This window comes from Pseudomonas sp. TE4620 (assembly GCF_056279045.1).
The window spans coordinates 2,379,949-2,397,521 of sequence record NZ_JBWBQO010000001.1; the positions used below are offsets into that span (position 1 = coordinate 2,379,949).

At 65.9% G+C, this 17,573-nt stretch carries 20 protein-coding genes and 2 riboswitches; of the genes, 5 read left to right on the forward strand and 15 right to left on the reverse strand.

The features are described 5' to 3' along the window. On the reverse strand, positions 1 to 3,759 hold the full coding sequence (gene cobN / locus ACZ9A3_RS11250; protein WP_476252601.1) for a cobaltochelatase subunit CobN: 3,759 nt from the start codon (positions 3,757 to 3,759) through the stop codon (positions 1 to 3). 3 nt (positions 3,760 to 3,762) lie between these two features. Continuing rightward, a complete protein-coding gene (cobW, locus tag ACZ9A3_RS11255) occupies positions 3,763 to 4,830 on the reverse strand; it encodes a cobalamin biosynthesis protein CobW (RefSeq protein WP_045198466.1) in 1,068 nt (355 codons plus the stop codon). Positions 4,831 to 4,926: 96 nt separating this feature from the next. Further along, positions 4,927 to 5,125, reverse strand: a riboswitch (cobalamin riboswitch). Between the two features lie 59 nt (positions 5,126 to 5,184). Then, positions 5,185 to 5,411, forward strand: a riboswitch (cobalamin riboswitch). A 98-nt stretch (positions 5,412 to 5,509) separates the two neighbouring features. Between cobW and ACZ9A3_RS11260 the strand changes: the two genes are divergently transcribed. The 5 genes from ACZ9A3_RS11260 to ACZ9A3_RS11280 are packed head-to-tail and all read left to right on the forward strand — an operon-like array spanning position 5,510 to position 7,866. Next, complete coding sequence (locus ACZ9A3_RS11260; protein WP_036995824.1) at positions 5,510 to 5,695, forward strand: CbtB domain-containing protein; 186 nt, start codon at positions 5,510 to 5,512, stop codon at positions 5,693 to 5,695. A gap of 11 nt (positions 5,696 to 5,706) precedes the next feature. Continuing rightward, on the forward strand, positions 5,707 to 6,399 hold the full coding sequence (locus tag ACZ9A3_RS11265; RefSeq protein ID WP_476252602.1) for a CbtA family protein: 693 nt from the start codon (positions 5,707 to 5,709) through the stop codon (positions 6,397 to 6,399). Positions 6,400 to 6,401: 2 nt separating this feature from the next. Beyond that, the gene (locus ACZ9A3_RS11270) at positions 6,402 to 6,800 is read left to right on the forward strand and encodes a cobalamin biosynthesis protein (protein WP_476252603.1); all 399 of its coding nucleotides are present in this window, start codon (positions 6,402 to 6,404) and stop codon (positions 6,798 to 6,800) included. A 30-nt stretch (positions 6,801 to 6,830) separates the two neighbouring features. Then, a complete protein-coding gene (cobM, locus tag ACZ9A3_RS11275; RefSeq protein WP_476252604.1) occupies positions 6,831 to 7,577 on the forward strand; it encodes a precorrin-4 C(11)-methyltransferase in 747 nt (248 codons plus the stop codon). A 43-nt stretch (positions 7,578 to 7,620) separates the two neighbouring features. Further along, complete coding sequence (locus tag ACZ9A3_RS11280; RefSeq protein ID WP_093382280.1) at positions 7,621 to 7,866, forward strand: DUF1272 domain-containing protein; 246 nt, start codon at positions 7,621 to 7,623, stop codon at positions 7,864 to 7,866. 5 nt (positions 7,867 to 7,871) lie between these two features. Here ACZ9A3_RS11280 and ACZ9A3_RS11285 read toward each other — a convergent pair whose 3' ends face one another. From ACZ9A3_RS11285 to ACZ9A3_RS11345, 13 genes are read right to left on the reverse strand one after another with little or no spacing between them, the layout of a single operon-like run. Next, on the reverse strand, positions 7,872 to 8,717 hold the full coding sequence (locus tag ACZ9A3_RS11285; RefSeq protein ID WP_123566619.1) for a CsgG/HfaB family protein: 846 nt from the start codon (positions 8,715 to 8,717) through the stop codon (positions 7,872 to 7,874). A gap of 28 nt (positions 8,718 to 8,745) precedes the next feature. Continuing rightward, the gene (locus ACZ9A3_RS11290) at positions 8,746 to 9,165 is read right to left on the reverse strand and encodes a curli assembly protein CsgF (protein ID WP_045198317.1); all 420 of its coding nucleotides are present in this window, start codon (positions 9,163 to 9,165) and stop codon (positions 8,746 to 8,748) included. Further along, positions 9,162 to 9,557 (reverse strand): curli production assembly/transport protein CsgE, encoded by a 396-nt coding sequence (gene csgE / locus ACZ9A3_RS11295; RefSeq protein WP_045198315.1) that lies wholly within the window; start codon positions 9,555 to 9,557, stop codon positions 9,162 to 9,164. The genes ACZ9A3_RS11290 and csgE overlap by 4 nt, the downstream gene beginning before the upstream one ends. Beyond that, complete coding sequence (locus tag ACZ9A3_RS11300; RefSeq protein WP_045198314.1) at positions 9,554 to 10,084, reverse strand: type II secretion system protein; 531 nt, start codon at positions 10,082 to 10,084, stop codon at positions 9,554 to 9,556. Before ACZ9A3_RS11300 ends, csgE begins: the two co-directional genes overlap by 4 nt. Beyond that, positions 10,059 to 10,433 carry a type II secretion system protein gene (locus ACZ9A3_RS11305; RefSeq protein WP_093382267.1) on the reverse strand — a complete coding sequence of 125 codons (375 nt, stop codon included), beginning with the start codon at positions 10,431 to 10,433 and terminating at the stop codon, positions 10,059 to 10,061. Before ACZ9A3_RS11305 ends, ACZ9A3_RS11300 begins: the two co-directional genes overlap by 26 nt. Before the next feature lie 5 nt (positions 10,434 to 10,438). Then, on the reverse strand, positions 10,439 to 10,915 hold the full coding sequence (locus tag ACZ9A3_RS11310) for a prepilin-type N-terminal cleavage/methylation domain-containing protein (protein ID WP_045198311.1): 477 nt from the start codon (positions 10,913 to 10,915) through the stop codon (positions 10,439 to 10,441). 3 nt (positions 10,916 to 10,918) lie between these two features. Continuing rightward, positions 10,919 to 12,742, reverse strand: coding sequence for a secretin N-terminal domain-containing protein (locus ACZ9A3_RS11315; RefSeq protein WP_476252605.1), 1,824 nt, complete (start codon positions 12,740 to 12,742; stop codon positions 10,919 to 10,921). Next, positions 12,739 to 13,239: a hypothetical protein gene (locus ACZ9A3_RS11320; protein ID WP_476252606.1), complete on the reverse strand. Its 501-nt coding sequence runs from the start codon at positions 13,237 to 13,239 to the stop codon at positions 12,739 to 12,741. The genes ACZ9A3_RS11315 and ACZ9A3_RS11320 overlap by 4 nt, the downstream gene beginning before the upstream one ends. Continuing rightward, positions 13,239 to 13,787: a type 4a pilus biogenesis protein PilO gene (locus tag ACZ9A3_RS11325; RefSeq protein WP_093382258.1), complete on the reverse strand. Its 549-nt coding sequence runs from the start codon at positions 13,785 to 13,787 to the stop codon at positions 13,239 to 13,241. The genes ACZ9A3_RS11320 and ACZ9A3_RS11325 overlap by 1 nt, the downstream gene beginning before the upstream one ends. Next, on the reverse strand, positions 13,774 to 14,316 hold the full coding sequence (locus ACZ9A3_RS11330) for a pilus assembly protein (RefSeq protein ID WP_045198305.1): 543 nt from the start codon (positions 14,314 to 14,316) through the stop codon (positions 13,774 to 13,776). Before ACZ9A3_RS11330 ends, ACZ9A3_RS11325 begins: the two co-directional genes overlap by 14 nt. A gap of 1 nt (position 14,317) precedes the next feature. Beyond that, on the reverse strand, positions 14,318 to 15,145 hold the full coding sequence (locus ACZ9A3_RS11335; protein ID WP_476252607.1) for a hypothetical protein: 828 nt from the start codon (positions 15,143 to 15,145) through the stop codon (positions 14,318 to 14,320). Continuing rightward, complete coding sequence (locus tag ACZ9A3_RS11340; RefSeq protein ID WP_476252608.1) at positions 15,096 to 16,796, reverse strand: GspE/PulE family protein; 1,701 nt, start codon at positions 16,794 to 16,796, stop codon at positions 15,096 to 15,098. Before ACZ9A3_RS11340 ends, ACZ9A3_RS11335 begins: the two co-directional genes overlap by 50 nt. A gap of 53 nt (positions 16,797 to 16,849) precedes the next feature. Continuing rightward, the gene (locus tag ACZ9A3_RS11345; RefSeq protein WP_093382246.1) at positions 16,850 to 17,386 is read right to left on the reverse strand and encodes a response regulator; all 537 of its coding nucleotides are present in this window, start codon (positions 17,384 to 17,386) and stop codon (positions 16,850 to 16,852) included. Positions 17,387 to 17,573: the final 187 nt, after the last annotated feature.

The window sequence follows — 17,573 nt, forward strand, 5'->3', positions numbered from 1 at the left end:
TCAATTCTCTTCTTCGCCGGCCAGCAGCTGTTCTTCCAACGCTTCACGGTAGTCGCCCGGCTCCTGCCAGAGCCCGCGCTGCTGGGCTTCGAGCAGGCGCTCGGTGATGTCGCGCAAGGCCTCGGGGTTGTGCTGGCGGATAAAGTCGCGGGTCGCATCGTCGAGCACATAGGCGTCGGCCAGCGACTGGTAATGGTGGTCGTCGATCAACTGCGTGGTGGCATCGAAAGCGAACAGGTTATCGACGGTGGCAGCCAACTCGAAGGCACCTTTATAGCCGTGACGCTTGACCCCGTCGATCCACTTGGGGTTCAGCGCCCGGGCGCGGATCACCCGGTTCAGCTCTTCTTTCAGGGTGCGGATGCGCGGCCGGTCCGGCTGGCTGTGGTCGCCGTGGTAACTGGCCACACTGCTGCCGCCCAGGCTCTCCACGGCGGCGAGCATGCCGCCCTGGAACTGGTAGTAGTCATTGGAATCGAGCAGGTCGTGCTCGTGGTTGTCCTGATTTTGCACCACCGCCTGCACCTGGCTCAGGCGCCGGGCAAAATCGGCGCGCGCCGGCGTGCCGTCATCGGCGGTGCCATAGGCATAGCCACCGTGATTCAAGTAGACCTCGGCGAGGTCCTGGCGGTCATTCCACAACCGTCCGTCGATAGCATTCTGCACGCCGGCGCCATAAGCGCCCGGTTTGGCCCCGAACACCCGCCAGCCGGCCTGGCGAGCGGCCTGTTCGGCGTCCAGGCCCTGGGCCAGCAGTTCTGCGCGCTCGCTACGGACCTTGGCCGCCAGCGGATTGAGCTCATCCGGCTCATCCAGCGCCGCCACCGCTTGCACCGCCGCATCGAACAGCTTGATCAGGTTGCCAAAAGCATCGCGGAAGAACCCCGAGACGCGCAAGGTGACATCCACCCGTGGCCGGTCGAGCAGGCTCAAGGGCAGGATTTCGAAGTCGTCGACGCGCTGGCTGCCGCTGGCCCACACCGGCCGCACGCCAAGCAGGGCCATGGCCTGGGCGATATCGTCGCCGCCGGTGCGCATGGTCGCCGTGCCCCACACCGACAGGCCGAGCTGGCGCAGGTGATCGCCATGGTCTTGCAAATGGCGTTCGAGGATCAGGTTGGCCGAGGCAAAACCGATGCGCCAGGCGGTGGTGGTCGGCAGGTTGCGCACATCGACGGTATAGAAGTTGCGCCCGGTCGGCAGTACGTCCAGGCGCCCGCGGCTTGGCGCACCACTGGGGCCGGCAGGCACGAAGCGACCGTCGAGGGCAGCCAGCAAGCCGTGCATTTCTGCCGGGCCGCAGCTGTCCAGTTGCGGCGCGACCTGCTGCGCCAGCGCGTCGAGAATCGTCTGTACCTGTGCCCATTCAGGGCCGCCGACCAGCTGCACGCTGCCATCGAGGCTCTGCTCGATCAGTTGGCTGGCGTACAGCTCAAGGCGCTCGCGGGTATCGCCGGCGGTGCGCCAGGCTTCGTCCAATGTCGCCAAGAGTGCGGGCCGAGGGCCTTGCCAGGGCTGGCCGAGGTCGCAATCGAGCGGGTCGAAGCCCAGGTTCAGCGCCTTGGCCAGGGCCCGCAACAAACTGCCGTTGGCCCCGCGCCCATCACCGCGTTCCACCCGCAATAGCGCCAGCAAGGTATCGATACGCAGGCGCCCGGCCGGCGACTCGCCGAACACGTGCAGGCCATCGCGGATCTGCGACTCCTTGAGGTCGCACAGGTAGGTGTCCAGGCGTGGCAGCCAGATCGCGGCATCGTCCAGGGCGCCTTCGATCTGCAGTTCGCGATCGATATGGTTGTCGCGCACCAGCGCCAGGATGTCGCGCTGCAGCTCGCGGGCCCGGCGCGGATCGAGCAACTGCGCCTCGTAGTACTCGTCGGCGAGCAGCTCCAGGTGGCGCAACGGCCCGTAGGTTTCGGCGCGGGTCAGCGGCGGCATCAGGTGGTCGATGATCACCGCCTGGGTGCGGCGCTTGGCCTGGGCGCCCTCGCCCGGGTCGTTGACGATAAACGGATAAATGTTCGGCAGCGGCCCGAGCAAGGCGTCCGGCCAGCAGCTATCGGACAGCCCGACACCCTTGCCCGGCAGCCATTCCAGGTTGCCATGCTTGCCGACATGGATCAGCGCATCGGCGGCAAAGCCATGGCGCAGCCAGAAGTAGAACGCCAGGTAGCCATGCGGCGGCACCAGGTCCGGGTCGTGATAGACCGCGCTCTGGTCCAGCTGGTAACCCCGTGCCGGCTGGATGCCGACAAAAGTCAGGCCGTAGCGCAGGCCGGCGATCATCATCCGCCCGCTGCGCCACATCGGGTCCTGGCTCGGTTCGCCCCAGCGCTCGCGCACAGCGAGCTGATTGGCCTCGGGCAAGGTAGCAAAGGCCGCCAGGTAGTCCTCCAGGGCCATGCTCTGCATGCACGGGCGCAGGTCGAGGCTGTCCAGGTCGTTGCTGACGCCACCGAGCAAAGCCTGGATCAGCGCCGTGCCGCTGTCGGGCAAGGGCGCCAGCGGATAGCCCTGGGCCTGCAGGGTGCGCAGGATGTTCAGCGCCGCTGCCGGCGTATCGAGGCCCACGCCATTGCCGATGCGACCATCGCGGGTCGGGTAGTTGGCGAGGATCAGCGCCACGCGCTTCTGCCCGTTGGGTATCTGCGCCAGCGCACACCAGCGCCGCGCCAGCTCGGCGACAAAGTCCATGCGTTCGGGCTGGGCGCGGTAGCAGACCACATCGGACTGGCTGCGCTCGCTGCGCCAGGCCAGGTCCTTGAAGCTGACCGGGCGGGTGATGATGCGCCCGTCCAGCTCCGGCAAGGCGATGTGCATGGCCAGGTCACGGGCACCCAGGCCCTGCTCGCTGGCCTGCCAGGCCGGTTCGTTGTCCTGGGCGCAGATCGCTTGTAACACCGGGATGTCGCGGCGAAACGGGCGCAGGTGCGGCTGCTCGGGGCTGGACTGGGCAAAGCCTGTGGTGTTGATGATCAGCGCAGCGTCGACCTGGTCCAGCCAGTCTTCGACCTGCTGCAGGCAACCGGCCTCCTTGAGGCTGGCCACGGCAATCGGCAAGGGGTTGAGCCCGGCCAGTTGCAAACGCTCGCAAAAGGTGTCGATAAAGGCCGTGTTGGCCGCCTGCAGGTGCGAGCGGTAGAACAGGATCGGCACCACCGGCTGCTCGACCTGCCACTCGCCGAACCAGTCCTGCAGCGCCGCAGCGGCCTTGCGCGGGTGGTACACCGCGGTGCGCGGCAATTGCTGCGGCGCGCTCCACGGGTAGTCGCGCTGCAGGTACTGGCTGGCCAGGCAGTTGAACAGGTTCAGGGCATTGGCCTTGCCGCCCTGGCGCAAAAAGTGCCAGAGCCGTTCGGCCTGCTCGGCCGGCACCGTGCTCAGGCGGGTCAGCTCCGGGTCAGGGCGGTCGTCGCCGGGCACCAGGATCAGCTGCACGCCGCGGGCGGCCAGTTCCAGCAGTTGCTCCACGCCATAGCGCCAGTAACCGACGCCGCCGTGCAGCGACACCAGGATGACCTTGGCATGGCGCAGCACCTGGTCGACATACAGGTCGACCGAGGCATGATTCTGTACCTGCATGGGGTTGGCCAGACGCAGGCTGGGGAAATCCTCGGGCAGCTGCTGGGCGGTTTCGGCCAGCAGCGCCAGGTGCGAGTCACCGCTGCAGAGGATTACCAGCTCGGCCGGGGTCTGGCCGAGGTCGGCAATGCTGTCGTCCGGTACAAAACCACCGGGCTGGGTCCGCAGCAGGTGCATGGGTCAAGCGCCCAGGGCGGCGCGCAGGCTCGCTTGCAGCTGCGGCGCATCCAGCTCCTGGCCGATCAGCACCAGGCGCGTGGTGCGCGGCTCTTCGCTGCGCCAGGCGCGGTCGAAGTGCTTGTCGAAACGGGTGCCTACGCCCTGGATCAGCAGGCGCATCGGCTTGCCCGGGATCGCCGCAAAACCTTTGACCCGCAGGATGCCATGTTGCACCACCAGTTGGGTCAGGGCGTCGAGCAGCAGGCTTTCGTCGGCTTGCGGCAGCTCGATGGAGATCGAGTCGAAGGCGTCGTGGTCATGGTCGTCGTGATCGTCACCGTCGTGGTGCGAGTCGTGGTGGGTGCGGCGGCCATCGATGTGCGCCTCGGATTCGGCACCCAGGCCCAGCAACACTTCCAGCGGCAGGCGGCCGCTGCTGGCTTCGATCACCTTGACCGCCGGCGGCAGCTCTTCTTCGACTTCGGCGCGAACCTTGGCCAGATCGTCGGCGGCGATCAGGTCGGCCTTGTTCAGCACCACCAGGTCGGCGCTGGCCAGCTGGTCGGCGAACAGCTCGTGCAGTGGCGATTCGTGGTCAAGGTTGGGGTCGAGCTTGCGCTGCGCATCGACCTGCTCCGGGTAGGCGGCAAAGGTGCCGGCGGCAACAGCCGGGCTGTCGACCACGGTGATCACTGCATCAACGGTGCAGGCGTTACGGATTTCTGGCCACTGAAAGGCTTGTACCAGGGGCTTGGGCAGGGCCAGGCCGCTGGTTTCGATGAGGATGTGGTCGAGGTCGCCGCGACGCGCCACCAGCTCGCGCATCACCGGGAAGAACTCTTCCTGCACGGTGCAGCACAGGCAGCCGTTGGCCAGCTCATAGACGCGGCCGCTGGCCTCTTCTTCAGTGCAGCCGATGCTGCATTGCTTGAGGATTTCGCCGTCGATGCCCAGCTCGCCAAACTCGTTGACGATCACCGCGATGCGCCGCCCCTGGGCGTTGTCGAGCATGTGCCGCAGCAGCGTGGTCTTGCCCGAGCCGAGGAAGCCGGTAACGATGGTGACGGGGAGTTTGGCCAGTGTTTTCATTTCGATGCCCTTGGCAGGATGGCGGGCATGCGGGACGAGCGCCAAAGGTGTTGTGCACCTGGCCTGTTCGCCACCGGATCACCCCGCCCGGTTGAATGTCGGAAACTGTTCGAGGCAGGTCTCCTGGCTTGCATTGCACCGGCGCCGTGGCCAGTCGAACGACGCCTTCCCGCACGTGCTGCAGTGGCTGTGTCGAACCCTTCAATGCTTACAGTTGCGGGGGCAGCCGCGGCTTGAACCGCGTTCCCGTCTTAGCTTCGGCCAGCGCCGAAGAACCTCGAAGCGGCTAGGCTACGCAGTGCCCGGTGAGCGGTCAACTGCTGTCACGATTGACGCCTGCCCGCGCCCGTGATTTGCTAACGCCATTCGTTTGGGTGCCCCTTGAGGGTGAAACTGGGAAACCGGTGCGTCGTACGCTCTTTATAGGGTGTATGGCAAGTCCGGTGCTGCCCCCGCAACGGTAAGTGAGAAAAGCGTCAGAGCCACTGTGCCCGCTGTCTGGCATGGGAAGGTGACGCCTGTGGTGTGGCCTGCGGCCAACCCTCACCAGCCCGGAGACCGGCCCAACGCTTGACCGAACAAACCCGCGGTGGGCGGGCGCTGTTACAACCCCTGGGCGAACGCCGCGCAGGGGTTTGCTGCGCTTGCCTGTTGCCGACAACACCAAGAGGAAAGCGCCATGCGTACCAGTACCGCCATTAACCAAGCCGTTACCCCGTCAAGCCTCAGCCAGCGCCTGCTGGTTGCTGTCGGCGCCTCGCTGCTGGGCCTGTGCCTGGTGTACTTCGCCGGTTTCTCGCACATCGAAGCGGTGCACAACGCTGCCCACGATACCCGCCACAGCGCCGCCTTCCCTTGCCACTGAGTGCTGCCCCGATGATCAAGCGTATTGCCAGTACCGCAGGCTTTACCGGCCTGCTGGCCGCCCTGCTACTGACCCTGCTGCAAAGCTTCTGGGTCGCGCCGCTGATTCTCCAGGCGGAAACCTATGAAAGCGCCGCCCCTGCGCTCGAAGCGACCCATGAACATGCCGCCGGCACCGCCGAGCATCATCACGACAGCGAAGCCTGGTCGCCGCAAGACGGCTGGCAGCGTGTGCTGTCGACCACCGGTGGCAATCTGGTGGTGGCGGTTGGTTTCGCCCTGATCCTCGCCGCGCTCTACACCCTGCGCGCACCGAAAACCGTGATCAGCGGCGCGCTCTGGGGCCTGGGCGGCTTTGCCGTGTTCTGCCTGGCGCCGACCCTGGGCCTGCCACCGGAACTGCCGGGCACCGCAGCCGCCGACCTGGCCCAGCGCCAGGCCTGGTGGGTTGGCACCGCTGCCGCCACCGCCGTGGGCCTGGCCTTGATCGTGTTTGCCCACAACTGGCTGCTTAAGATAGTCGGCGCAGTCTTGCTGGTAGTGCCGCATGTGATTGGCGCGCCACAGCCGGAAGTGCACCAGATGCTCGCCCCAGAAGCCCTGGAAGCCGAGTTCAAGGTCGCCTCGCTGCTGACCAACGCCGCGTTCTGGCTGGCCCTGGGGCTGATCAGCGCCTGGCTGTACCGCCGTTCGAGTCAGGCCTGAGGATGCAGTTGTACCTCGGCCTGGGTTGCCGTTGCGGCTGCCCGGCCGACGCCCTGAACGAGCTGCTCACCCGCACCCTGCTCGCCCATGACCTGCCGCCCGGCGCGGTCATGGGCCTTGCCAGCATCGACCTCAAGCACGACGAACCCGGCCTGCATGAACTGGCCCGGCGCCTGGGCGTGCCGCTGCGGTTCTACAGTGCGGCGCAGCTGGCCGCTTTCGAATCACAGCTGAGCCATCGCTCTGCGGTAGCCTTCCAGCACAGCGGCTGTTATGGCGTGGCCGAGAGCGCCGCCCTGGCCCTGGCCGAGCAGCTCGGCGGCCCGGCCCGGCTGCTGGTCACTCGCACCTTGCAGGCCGACGCCAGCCTGGCATTGGCCTGCACCAGCGGTTTTCGCTGATAATCAGCCCTTTACCCGCAAGGACACCCCATGACCGTCTATTTCATCGGCGCCGGCCCCGGCGATCCGCAGCTGATCACCGTCAAGGGCCAGCGCCTGATCCAGCGCTGCCCGGTGATCATCTACGCCGGCTCCCTGGTGCCCGCCGCAGTGCTGGAAGGTCACCGCGCCGAGACCCTGATCAACAGCGCCGAACTGCACCTGGCGCAGATTATCGAAGCCATCAAGAGCGCCCACGACAATGGCCAGGACGTCGCCCGGGTGCACAGTGGCGACCCCAGCCTGTATGGCGCCATCGGCGAGCAGATCCGCTACCTGCGCGAGCTGGGCATCCCCTACGAGATCGTCCCCGGCGTCACCGCCGTGGCCGCCAGCGCCGCCCTGCTCGGCTGCGAGCTGACCCTGCCGGACATCGCCCAAAGTGTGATCCTCACCCGCTACGCCGACAAATCACCCATGCCGGCCGGCGAGCAACTGGCCGACCTGGCCCGCCACCAAACCACCCTGGCAGTGCACCTGGGGGTCAAGCACCTGGCTAAAATCGTCGAAGAGCTGCGCCCGCACTATGGCGGCGACTGCCCGATTGCCGTGGTGCACCGCGCAACCTGGCCGGACCAGGACTGGGTGCTGGGCACCCTGGAGACGATTGTCGAGCTAGCGGCAGCCAAGGATTTTCGCCGTACCGCGCTGATTCTGGTAGGCCGGGTGCTGGGCAACGACAGCTTCAGCGAGTCGGCGCTGTACCGCGCTGGCCACGCCCACCTGTTTCGGCCCTGAGCGTATACACTGACGATTCCGTTCCGCCTGCGAGGACCTGACCATGCTCGAATTGCGCCCCAACTGTGAATGCTGTGGCAGCGACCTGCCCGGAGATAGCGCGGATGCGTTGATCTGCTCGTTCGAATGCACCTTTTGCCGTGTCTGCAACGAACGTCAGCTCAAGGGCCAGTGCCCCAATTGCGGCGGTGAGCTGGTCAAACGCCCGGCACGCTCGGCGGCCAAGCTGGTCAACAACCCGGCCTCGACCCAGCGGATCGTCAAGGAACAGGGCTGCCCCAGCCACTGACACACTCACTCAGGGCTCTGGTACTGGCTCAGGTATTTGTCCAGTACCGCCTTGTCGCCGCTGCCATCCCCCGCCACCTGCCACAGGCGCCGTTCAATGCCCTGGGCCAGCAAGTGCCCCACCGCCGCCTCGATCGCCGACAGCACGCACAGCTGCGCCGGTTCGTTGGTGGTGTAGCCGACCTCGGCTTCCAGCAGTTTCTTGAATTCGATGAACTTGAACACCCCGGCGCTGCGCCCGACCGAGTAGATGGTCTTGCTGGTCATGACGTTGGCCAGCACCTGGCCGCTGCGCACGTCCACCGCCCGCAGGTTGACCGAGACCTGGTCGACCCGGTACTCGCGCGACAGGTCGATACCCAGGTAGCGCGCGCCCTCGCCGCCGCTGCGCACGTTGGTGTCGTAGGCGATGATGCCGCCTTCGAGCATCAGGTTGGCCGCCTGCAGCGGCGGCAGCTCGCCCTGGATATTCACCGGGGTGTCGGGCTTTTTCTGCGAGGCGCGAATGATCTTGCGTTCGGTCAGCAGGTTCTGCAGCCCTTCGCGCTCAAGCACCACGAACCAGCCGCTGGCCTGCAGGGCATCCATCAGCATGCTCGCCGCGCCCTGGGTGACGCTGGTGGAAAACGAGCTGGCCGGGGTCGGCTTGTATTGCCCGGTCTGGTCGCGAAAACCATACACCACCGCCATCAGCCGGCCCTTGGGCCGCGGCATGTTGAGCAGGTCGTAGTAGGTCGAGGCCCGTGGCGTCAGGGTCGGGCTTTCGCTGTCCTGTTCGGCCGGCATCGGTTCGCGCAGGCTGCAGCCTTGCAAGGCGGCCAGGATCAGCAGTGTGCTCAGAATTCGTTTCATCGCTGTTTCTCCCCGTTGTCCTGGCCCTTCAAGGGTTCAGGCCGTTGACCTGAATTTCCGAGATTTCCCCGGTTACCCGGTCGGTCACCTGAATGCTCAGGGCCCCCGAGTCGTCGATGACGTTGATGATGAAGGCGTCGGTCTGCAGGCTGCCGGTGTTGCCGTTGTTGATGTTGGTCAGCAGTTGCGAGAGCAGGCGCGACTCCAGCTGGCTGGTGAAACGCTCCAGTGCCGAGGTGCTGGCAAAGGCCGAGGTGCGGTCCTTGATGGCCGGGTCTTCGTGATCGTTCTGCGCCTGGGCGTTGTTGAGCAGCCAGGTGCCGTTCAGCGGGTTGCCGCCAAACGCCGGGTTGACCGGGGTGTAGACCAGTTCCGTGGCGCTGGCTGCACTGGCGAGGCTCGCCAGCAATACCAGCGAGGCCAGGCTGCAGGTTTTGTTGTTGTTCATAGCTCGTCCCTCTCCAGATCAGTGGTGTCCTGCAGCAGCATCTGCAGCTTGCGCTGGATGATCTGCGCCTTGACCAGGTCCGCAGCCTCGTAGGCGGCGTCCTTAAGCTCAGTGGTGTTGGGTGGCAGAAAACGCCGGTACAGCACGCGTTGCTCGTACTCGACCGTCACCAGGCTGCCCCAGCGCGGGTCGGGTCGTTCACGTACCACCAGGTTGAAATCCAGGCGACTGGTGGCACGCAGCCGCTCGGCAAAGCTGTAATAGAAGTCGTGGCCGATGTGCGAGATGGTGTTGTCGACGATAAAGCCCATCATCTCGTCCTCGGCGCCGCCCCGGGCGGTGCCGGCCAGCAGCACCAGGGCCAGGGCCAGGGCACTGAGGCGGCGGTTCATTGCCCGGCTCCCTGGGCCAGGCCCTTGCGTGCGCCGGCAGCGCTTTCGTTGAAGGCCTTTTCGGCGACGAACTGCCAGTCGCTGTAGTGCTCAAGGCCGTCGAACTCCGACCATTGCCCGGCAAAGCCGGTGCGTTTGAGCGGCAGGGCCTGGGAGCGGCTGTAGACGCCGGTGATGCGCCCGTCGATCGAGCGCAGCAGGCCCCAGTCATCGCTGGCGGTGATCGGGTCCGGGTACAGCTTGCGCAGGTGCCGCTTGGGGTTGGGGTAACGGCTATCCTCCAGCAGCTCCTCAAGGCTCTGCGGGTATTGGGCCAGGCCAGGTGAGGCGCGAAAGTAGCTGCGCAGGGCCTGGGCGTACTGGCCGCCGACCCACAGCAGTTCGCGTTCGCGCTCGCGCTGGGCGACGGTCGACCACAGCGTGCCGGTGGCCGCCAGGGCCATGCCGGTGACGGCGATCAGCAACAGCACGCCCAGGTAGGTGAAGCCTGCCTGCCCGGCATTACCACTCGGCATAAAGGCTGCCATCACGGGCCCTCCCGGTTGAACCGCTTTTGATGTCGGCAACGGCGCCGGCGACGCCTTCAGGCGGTGCCACCAGCAGCCAGCCGTCACGGCGTTCGGTGATCGGGTCCAGCGGCGCGCCGCGCAGGTAGCGCTGCTCGACCAACTGTTCCAGCGACTCGGGGTAGCGGCCGGTGTCGCCGTAGTAGTGGTCCAGCGCCTCGCGCATCACCGCCAGGCTCTGGCGCAGGGTGGCCTCGCGCGAGGTCTCGAGGCTGTTGAAGTAGCGCGGCATGGCGATGGTCATCAGCGTGGCGATGATCGCCATCACCACCAGCAATTCGATCAAGGTAAAGCCCTGGTTGCGTTTCATACTGCTCACCACTGCCCGTAGGCGATGCCGTTGAGGCCCTTGCCGCGGGCCCGGGAGTACACATCAAAAACGTCTTCACCATCACGCGGGCTCTGCGCCGGGCTGTCGTAGGCGCGCAGGCCCCACCCGCCCTGCTCGTCGTCCTTGCGCGCGGCCAGCAGCGGGTCCTGGGGAATGCGCCGCAGAAAGTAGAACTTGGCGCCCTTGGCACTGCGCACATCGCGCACGCCATCGACCAGCACCTGCAGGTTCGGCGGGTAGCCGCTGGCGTCGAGGGACTTCTCGATATAGCCGGCGTCGAAGGCGCGCTTGTAGGCGTCGATGGCATCGCGCAGTTGGTACAGCGCGGTGCGCAGTTCCTGCTCCTTGTTGCGCCGCACCAGGGTTTCGGTCAGCGGCGCGGCAATCGAGGCGAGCAACCCGAGCAGTGCCAGGGTCAGCATCACTTCGATCAGGCTGAAACCTGCCATCGGGCGTTTCATGATTTACGGCCTCACCGCGGTCGGTACCGCCGCAATGGGTTGTTCGTCGTCGACCTCGATGCTGCGGTTGAAGTTGCGGATCTGCATGCTGGTTTCGGTGCCGGTGGCAAACTCCATGTCCGACGGGCTCTGGTACGGCAGGTTGCGGATGATCCGCGGGGTGATCGACAGCACCAGCTCCGACTGGCTGTTGTCGCTGCGGTTGCTGCCGAACAGCCGGCCCAGGCCGGGAATGTCGCCAAGCCCCGGGATCTTGTTGCCGCTGCCACCCTGGTCGTTGCGCATCAACCCGGCCAGCACCTGGGTTTCGCCGTCGTGCAGGCGCAGGCTGGTCTGGGCGTTGCGGGTGTCGACCTGAACCGGGATGGTGCCCTGGCGGGTCGGCTCCAGCGGCTTGGCGTTGCTGACTTCCAGGGCCACCTTGATCGCCACCTCGTTGTTCAGGTGCACCACCGGGGTCACTTCGAGCTTGAGGCCGACGTCCAGGTAGGTGACGCTTTCGGTGATCACCGGGCCCTGGGTCGAGGGCACCGAGGTGGCGCTGATGATCGGCACCCGCTGGCCAATGTGGATGCGTGCCTGCTCTCGGTTGCTGACGCGGATCACCGGGCTTGCCAGGGTGTTGATGTCGTTGTCCTGGGCGTTGATCTTGGCTTGCGGTGCCGGGGCGATACTGATGCGCGAGGAGTTGATGCCGCGCAGTTGGTCGAGGGTGCCCACCGGGTTGCCATCGGCGTTGAGGATGCCAAAGGTGTTGGGCCACTGCAGGCCGAGTTCGAGGATCCGCGAACGGGCAACCTCCATCACTTCCACCTCCAGCACCACTTCCGGGTTGGACTGGTCCTGGGACTGCAGCAGTTTCTCGGCCATGCGCACGGCGTCGGGGGTGTCGCGCATGGTCAGGGTGTTGAGGCGCTCGTCGACGAACACGTCGCGGGTCTTGAGCATGGTCTTGACCATGTTCAGCGCGGTGTTGGCGTCGATGCTGGTCAGGTAGAAGGTGCGCATCACCAGTTCCTGGTAATCCTTGATCTTCTGCGGCGAGTCCGGGTAAATCAGCAGCGTGTTGTCGTTCACCACCTTCTGGTGCAGCTGGTTCTGTTCCAGCAGCAGGGCCACGGCGTCTTCGATGCGCACGTCACGCACGAAGATGGTCGCCTTCATGTCCGGGCGCAGGTCCTTGTCGAAGATGAAGTTCAGCCCCGCCACCTGCGACAACACCTCGAAGATGGTCTTCAGGTTGGCGTCGCGAAACTCCAGGGTCACCGGCCGTTCGAGCTTGCTGCGCAGTTGCGGGTTGGGCTGGGCGGTGCGGCTTTGCACCCGCTCGATGTCCTTGCGCAGGGCCAGGCCGCCTTCGTTCTGCGGGTCGAGCAGCAGCACTTCGCGCATGTGCCGCTCGGCGCCGAACAGGTCGCCGCTGCGCAACGCCGCCTGGCCCAGGGCAATGCGCTCGCCGAGGTTGCGCATCTGCTCGATCTGGCGCACCGCATCCAGGGCCCGGCGGTTGTTCGGCTCCAGGGTCAGCACCCGCCCGTAACCTGTGCGCGCACCGCCGAAGTCATGGCGGCTGCGGTCGCCGTCGGCCTGGGTCAGCAGCGCCTCCACCGCCTGGCGCCGGCCCTGGATCAAGGCGATGTTCAGTTCGGTGTCGCGCGGGTGTTCCTTGAGCGCGTCTTCAAGCTGGGCGATCCCGGCCTCGTACTGGCCCTCACCGATCAGGGCCTGGGCGTCCTTGCGCACACCCGAAGTGCCGCATCCGGCCAGGGCGACACACAGGGCAAGCATCAGGTACGGCGCTTTGTGGCTGAGCCTTGGCGAATTCATGGTGCGCTCCCTACAGACAAGGTCTGGGACAGGTGCAATGGCAGGTAGACCAGGCTCAGCTCCGTAGCGGAGATCTGCTCGATCCGGTAGGTGTCATCGATCACGTCGCCGCGGCGCACGACGTAGAGTTTTTCGCCGCTTTGCAGGAACACCTGCTGGTCGTCGCGATCATCCAGGCGGCCAACGAACTGGAATGGCAGTGCCGGGGCGACAGGCGCCACGGCCACCGGAGCGATGACCACCGGTTGTTCGGTGACGGTGGTGACCTGCACCGCAGGCTTCCAGCTCTTGCTCGGGAACAGGTCGCGCGGCTGCAGGGCTGCCGGCCTTGCCGCCGTCTGCGCGGTCGCCGTCAGCGGTGCAGAAGCCTTGCCGGCGACCTCAACAGCCGCCTCGGCGTCTTCAGCTACGTCGTCGAAGAAATACCCCGGCGCCCAGGCCAGCACCGCGGCGGTGCCGAGAAAAGCCAGCCAGGCCAGGCTGCTTTGAGTGTTCATCATGACCTCGACAGGTAAAGGGTCATACGGATGCGCCCGGTCAGCTCGCGGTCGCCGATCTTCTTGCGCTGCAGGTCAATGTCTTCGAGCACCAGTGCCGGCAACTGGCCGAGCAAGGCATGCACATAGCGGCGGATTTGCGGGTAGCTGCCGCGCACCGGCAGGAGGATCTGGTAACGCGCCAGCTGAGTCTTGGGATCGACCCCCAGGGCGTACTCGCCGCGGGCCAGGGTGATCTGCTCGGCCTTGGCCAGGGCGTAGATGCGGTCGATGGCCACAGTGGCCTGAGGCTGGGCCGGCAGCTGTTTGTGAAAGTCTTCCAGCTCGTGCCTGGGCACCTGCGCCAGCTTCAGCGTGCCCTGCTTGAACTGCGCGACCTGGGCCAGGGCCTGATCACGCTGCTGCTCCAGCTGTTGCAACTGCTGCCATTGGCCGAGCAAGGCAGTAACGCCATACAGCAGGGCCAGGGCCAGCAACCCGGCACCGGCCAGGCCCACTACGCCGAGCTGGCGGGCGCGTTCATGGAGGATCAGGCTAGGGATGCGCATTGCCGTTCTCCCAGGTGGCCGACAGGTTGAACTGCACCGGATGCTCGGCCTGCTTGGCGATGATTTCGTGGTTGAGCAGCGACACATCGCGCAGCTCGTCGCTGGCTTCCAGGCGCTTGTGGAAGGCCAGCATGGCCTCCAGGTCGCGGGCCTCGGCGCTGATGCGCAGTTGGCCCTTGCGCGCATCGGGGGTCAGGGTGAGCAAGGCAACGTCGTCTTGCGGCAGCCCTTCAAGCATGTTGAACAGGCGCTCCCACGGCCGTTGCAGTTGCTGCGAGACGCTGCGCATCTGTGCCAGTTTTTCGGCCTGCTCGCGGCTTTGCGCGGCATTGAGCGCTGGCTCGGCCTGGGGCCGTTTGCCCAGTTGCCGGTCGAGCTGTTCAAGTTGCTGTTCAAGCCCGGCCTGTTGTTGATCGAAGCCCTGCTGCAGCAGCGCAGTACCGAGCAGCAGGCTCAGTGCGCATGCCAGCAGCGCCCAGGCGGGCCAACCTGTGCGGGCGGGCTGCAGGTCCAGCATCAGGCGGCGCATTTCAGGCCACCGCCCGTGACATGCTGCACAGCACGTCGCGTACCGCCAGCGGCGCTGGCGCCAGCTCGCACAGTTGCACGCCCGCCAGCGCCGGTACTGGCTCAAGGCGCCCGGGCGCATGCAGGTACACCGGCAGTTGCCCCTCGCCCTGGTGCAACTCGCTGTGGCGGGCGATCAAGGCTTGCAGGGCCTGGTCACTGTCGCTGCAGCCCTGGGCACTGACGTGCTGCCAGGCGCCGTTTTGCGCCAGCAGGCAGACGCTGCGTTGCGGCTCGGCCAGGACGAAGAGAAAGTCGCCCTGCCCCAGTTGCTCGGCAAAGTGGTTGTAGGCCTCCATCAGGTAAGGCCGCGTCGAGCGCAGGCGTAGCCCGAGATTGCGGCACAGGGCCTCAAGCTGATCGAGCAAGGCCTGCGGCGTGGCGCTGGCGATGCGCGGGCAACCGCCGGCTTCGGGGGATACGACAATGCGCCAGCCTTCCAGGCTCTGCCCGTAATGCGCCTCGAAACAGGCGCGGGCGTACTGCTGCAACTCATCCGGGCGGCTGATGGCGGCGCTCCAGGGCACCAGGCAGAAGCGGCTGTACTGGGCCGAGAGCAACACCTGCAACTGCGCACCCTTGCCGGCATGTTCAACCAGCAGGTGCTGCAGCGACTCCAGGGCCACGGCCCAGGCCAGGCTGCGCTCGGCGATAAAGTCCAGGCTTGAGAGCCAGCGTTGCTGTTGACCCTGGCGTTGGCACAGGCCCACACCCTGGGCGCCGAGCACGGCGATAAAGCGATCAGGCGATAAAAGTGACACGATTGATCTCCTCCAGGGTGGTCCGGCCATCACGCACCAGCTCCAGCGCCGAGCTGCGCAGCAGGCGCAGGCCGCGTTGGCAGGCCAGGGTCTTGATTTGCGCCAGGGGCTTGCGCTCGACGATCATCTGGCGCAGGTCGTCATCCAGGTGCAGCAGCTCGGCAATCGCCGTGCGTCCGCGATAACCGCTGCCCCGGCACTGGCCGCAGCCACTGCCGTGAACAAAGCGGTAATGGCCGACCTGGCCGGGCTCCAGGCCCGAGGCGACGAGTTCTTCATGGCTGGGTTGCTGGGGGCCGGCGCAGTGCGGGCAAACCAGGCGAATCAGGCGCTGGGCCAGCACGGCGTTGAGCGCCGAGACAAAGCTGTAGGGGTCGACCTGCATCTGGCTGAAGCGGCCGATCACATCGAAGACGTTGTTGGCGTGGATGGTGGTGAACACCAGGTGCCCGGTGAGTGCCGACTGCACGGCGATTTGCGCGGTGTCCGGGTCGCGGATTTCGCCGACCATGATCTTGTCCGGGTCGTGGCGCAGGATCGAGCGCAGGCCGCGGGCGAAGGTCAGGCCTTTCTTTTCATTGACCGGGATCTGCAGCACCCCCGGTAACTGGTACTCCACCGGGTCTTCGATGGTGATGATCTTGTCTACGCCGTGGTTGATCTCGCTGATCATGGCGTAAAGGGTGGTGGTCTTGCCGCTGCCGGTGGGGCCGGTGACCAGGATCATCCCGTAGGGTTCGCTGGCCAGCCGGCGCAGGCTGCGCAAGGTCTGCTGTTCAAAGCCCAGGGCCTGCAACTGCACGCCGCTGACGCGATCGGCCAGGTCCTGTTTGTCGAGCACCCGCAGCACCGCGTCTTCGCCGAAAATGCTCGGCATGATCGAGACTCGGAAATCGATCTGCCGGGCGCTGATGCCGATCTTGAAGCGGCCGTCCTGGGGTACGCGTTTCTCGCCGATGTCAAGCTCAGCCATGACCTTGATCCGCGAGATCACCTGGTCGGCGAACTCGCTGCCACTGACCTTGCTGATGCTGTTGAGTACGCCGTCGATGCGGTACTTGATCACCAGGCCGCTGCCGGTCACGCCCAGGTGAATGTCGCTGGCGTGCATCTTCAGGGCATCGTAGAGGGTCGAGTTGACCAGCTTGACCACCCGGCTCTGGTCTTCGCTTATGCTCGCCAATGACAGGCTCTGCAGGCTGTCGAGCTCGTTGACCGTTTCGCTTTCGGTGTCCAGCGAATCGACCGCGTGGAAGCTCTCTTCGTGGCGGGCCAGAAAGCCCGTGAGCTCAGCGGCTTGCACCAGGTACAGCGGTGCGCCTTGCAGGCAGTCGTCGATCCAGGCCAGGCGGGCGTCGTCGAAGGGGTCGGCGAACACCCCGAGGGTCTGGCCGTCATGCTGGAGGAGGATGAATTCGCGTTTCAGGCACTGGGCCAGGCTGACCCGCTCGAACAGCGGCGTGGCGGCGAACAGCGCCGAGCCGTCGAGCAGCGGGTAATGCAGGGTGGCGCCCAGGCACTGGACAAACGCTGCCGGCTCAAGGCCGCTGAGCGATTGCAGGGTATCGAGCAGACGCTCGCCGCTGAGTTCGGCACTGGCCCTGGCCTGGGCCAGCAGCGCGCGGCCAAGGGGCGCCGGGGTGCTGGCTAGAACGGGAGGAACGAGCGACAACGGTTCCATGGCATGCTCTCCGACGCGGGGCGCGGAGAGCCTGGTTCAGCCCTGCTCGCGCGTTATTCCCCGGTGAGCAGCTGGTCGTCGTCGGGCCCCGGCGGCCGTGCGCCATTACGTCGGCGATCGGCCAGGACCCAGCTACCGTCGAACAACTGCAGGGGGAAACTCTCACTCCTGCTCTGGCGTCGTTCGACGAACCCTGTGTCCTTGTCGGCTGCGCGCCGGCTTTCTCGCTTGATGCCCATCAGGTCGAGGACTGCGCGGGCCAGTTCCGCCAGCGGAAAAGGCTTGAACAGGATATGGCTGACACCCAGTTGGCTGGCCCGCTCACGGACCTCGGCGGTCGGGTGGGCGGTGATCAGCACGAAATGACAGCGCGTACCTTGTTGGCGCACAGTCTCCAGAACCTGAAACCCCTCCATATCGGGCAAGCGATAATCCAGCACTACCACTTCGGGCCGGGTGCGTTCGGCAGCGCCGATGGCACTGGCTCCGTCGTGGGCAACATGGACGTCGAGGCCTTGCAGAACCAGGTAATCCTGGATATTGCCGGCAAGGGTCTGTTCGTCATCGACTACCAATACTCTGTTCACCAAGGTCCACTCCCTGAAGCATCGCTGGCCCGGTTTCCCGGCCCGGCACGAGTGCGGCCTTGTAGAGGCTTACGCATGCTTCGTGCCAGACGTGATACGGCGCAAATCAATGTGCTATGTCGTTGATTCTGTAAGCATAGACGCAAACGGGTGCTAGCCCCTTCCCCAATCCCGGGGGACAGATGGCGTT

What these genes read in the sequence shown, in the direction of transcription:
- ACZ9A3_RS11290 (WP_045198317.1), bottom strand. Translation starts at nt 9,165, where the DNA reads ATGAACAACAACAAAACCTGCAGCCTGGCCTCGCTGGTATTGCTGGCG.
- ACZ9A3_RS11305 (WP_093382267.1), bottom strand. Translation starts at nt 10,433, where the DNA reads ATGAAACGCAACCAGGGCTTTACCTTGATCGAATTGCTGGTGGTGATG.
- ACZ9A3_RS11325 (WP_093382258.1), bottom strand. Translation starts at nt 13,787, where the DNA reads ATGCGCATCCCTAGCCTGATCCTCCATGAACGCGCCCGCCAGCTCGGC.
- cobM (WP_476252604.1), top strand. Translation starts at nt 6,831, where the DNA reads ATGACCGTCTATTTCATCGGCGCCGGCCCCGGCGATCCGCAGCTGATC.
- ACZ9A3_RS11280 (WP_093382280.1), top strand. Translation starts at nt 7,621, where the DNA reads ATGCTCGAATTGCGCCCCAACTGTGAATGCTGTGGCAGCGACCTGCCC.
- ACZ9A3_RS11340 (WP_476252608.1), bottom strand. Translation starts at nt 16,796, where the DNA reads ATGGAACCGTTGTCGCTCGTTCCTCCCGTTCTAGCCAGCACCCCGGCG.
- ACZ9A3_RS11310 (WP_045198311.1), bottom strand. Translation starts at nt 10,915, where the DNA reads ATGAAACGCCCGATGGCAGGTTTCAGCCTGATCGAAGTGATGCTGACC.
- ACZ9A3_RS11265 (WP_476252602.1), top strand. Translation starts at nt 5,707, where the DNA reads ATGATCAAGCGTATTGCCAGTACCGCAGGCTTTACCGGCCTGCTGGCC.
- ACZ9A3_RS11260 (WP_036995824.1), top strand. Translation starts at nt 5,510, where the DNA reads ATGCGTACCAGTACCGCCATTAACCAAGCCGTTACCCCGTCAAGCCTC.
- ACZ9A3_RS11320 (WP_476252606.1), bottom strand. Translation starts at nt 13,239, where the DNA reads ATGAACACTCAAAGCAGCCTGGCCTGGCTGGCTTTTCTCGGCACCGCC.
- ACZ9A3_RS11330 (WP_045198305.1), bottom strand. Translation starts at nt 14,316, where the DNA reads ATGCGCCGCCTGATGCTGGACCTGCAGCCCGCCCGCACAGGTTGGCCC.
- ACZ9A3_RS11335 (WP_476252607.1), bottom strand. Translation starts at nt 15,145, where the DNA reads ATGGCCGGACCACCCTGGAGGAGATCAATCGTGTCACTTTTATCGCCT.
- ACZ9A3_RS11300 (WP_045198314.1), bottom strand. Translation starts at nt 10,084, where the DNA reads ATGGCAGCCTTTATGCCGAGTGGTAATGCCGGGCAGGCAGGCTTCACC.
- cobW (WP_045198466.1), bottom strand. Translation starts at nt 4,830, where the DNA reads ATGAAAACACTGGCCAAACTCCCCGTCACCATCGTTACCGGCTTCCTC.
- cobN (WP_476252601.1), bottom strand. Translation starts at nt 3,759, where the DNA reads ATGCACCTGCTGCGGACCCAGCCCGGTGGTTTTGTACCGGACGACAGC.
- ACZ9A3_RS11315 (WP_476252605.1), bottom strand. Translation starts at nt 12,742, where the DNA reads ATGAATTCGCCAAGGCTCAGCCACAAAGCGCCGTACCTGATGCTTGCC.
- csgE (WP_045198315.1), bottom strand. Translation starts at nt 9,557, where the DNA reads ATGAACCGCCGCCTCAGTGCCCTGGCCCTGGCCCTGGTGCTGCTGGCC.
- ACZ9A3_RS11270 (WP_476252603.1), top strand. Translation starts at nt 6,402, where the DNA reads ATGCAGTTGTACCTCGGCCTGGGTTGCCGTTGCGGCTGCCCGGCCGAC.
- ACZ9A3_RS11285 (WP_123566619.1), bottom strand. Translation starts at nt 8,717, where the DNA reads ATGAAACGAATTCTGAGCACACTGCTGATCCTGGCCGCCTTGCAAGGC.